We start from the raw sequence: 747 nt of genomic DNA, 5'->3' as shown, positions 1-747 counted from the left end.
AAAGAAATTCGTCCCGACCAGCACCGCGTGCACGGTGTGATTGGTGGCCAGTTCCGCCAGCGTCGGCATGGCCGCCACCAGTGCGGCGGTGGAGGCCCTGACGGCCCGGCTGGCGGCCGCGCATGCGGCGGCGGCCCCGGCGATCACGGCGGTGGTGCCGCCGGCGGTCGATCCGGTGTCGCTGCAAACCGCCGTCGGATTCAGCGCTGCGGGCCAGGAGCACTCCGCCGTGGCGGCCCAGGGTGTCGAAGAGCTGGGCCGCGCCGGCGTCGGCGTCGGCGAAGCGGGCGCAAGCTACCTCGCCGGAGACACCGCGGCCGCTGCGACGTTCGGAATCGCGGGCGCCTGACCATGACCGCCCCCATCGCGCCCATCTGGATGGCGTCGCCACCCGAGGTGCATTCGGCGTTACTGAGCGCCGGTCCAGGGCCGGGGCCGCTGTTGGCGGCCGCCGGCGCGTGGACCGCGCTCAGCGCCCAATACGCCTCGGCGGCAGCCGAACTCAGTGGGCTGTTGGGGGAGGCCCAGGCCGGCGCCTGGGAGGGGCCGAGCGCCGAGCAGTACGTGGCGGCCCACCTGCCGTACCTGGCGTGGTTGCAGCAGGCCAGCGCCGACAGCGCGGGGGCCGCCGCCCAACAAGAGGTCGCGGCCTCGGCGTACACCGCCGCCTTGGCGGCCATGCCGACGCTGGCGGAACTGGCCACCAATCACACCGTGCACGCGGTGCTGGTCGGGACGAATTTCTTT

The 747-nt window shown here is 73.6% G+C and carries 2 protein-coding genes; both read left to right on the top strand.

Features of this window, described 5'->3' with window-relative positions; translation table 11 throughout:
• Positions 1–67 precede the first annotated feature (67 nt).
• Positions 68–349, top strand: a complete 282-nt coding sequence (locus A5624_RS05115) for a PE family protein (RefSeq protein ID WP_066862548.1) — start codon at positions 68–70, stop codon at positions 347–349.
• A 2-nt stretch (positions 350–351) separates the two neighbouring features.
• Positions 352–747 (top strand): PPE family protein (locus A5624_RS05110; RefSeq protein WP_156748827.1); only part of this gene is annotated, 396 nt, incomplete at its 3' end.

Source organism: Mycobacterium sp. 1482292.6 (assembly GCF_001672995.1).
Taxonomy (GTDB): Bacteria; Actinomycetota; Actinomycetes; order Mycobacteriales; family Mycobacteriaceae; genus Mycobacterium; species Mycobacterium europaeum_A.
Note: the sequence above shows the minus strand (reverse complement) of the source record. Positions and strands in the feature narration are given on the sequence as shown.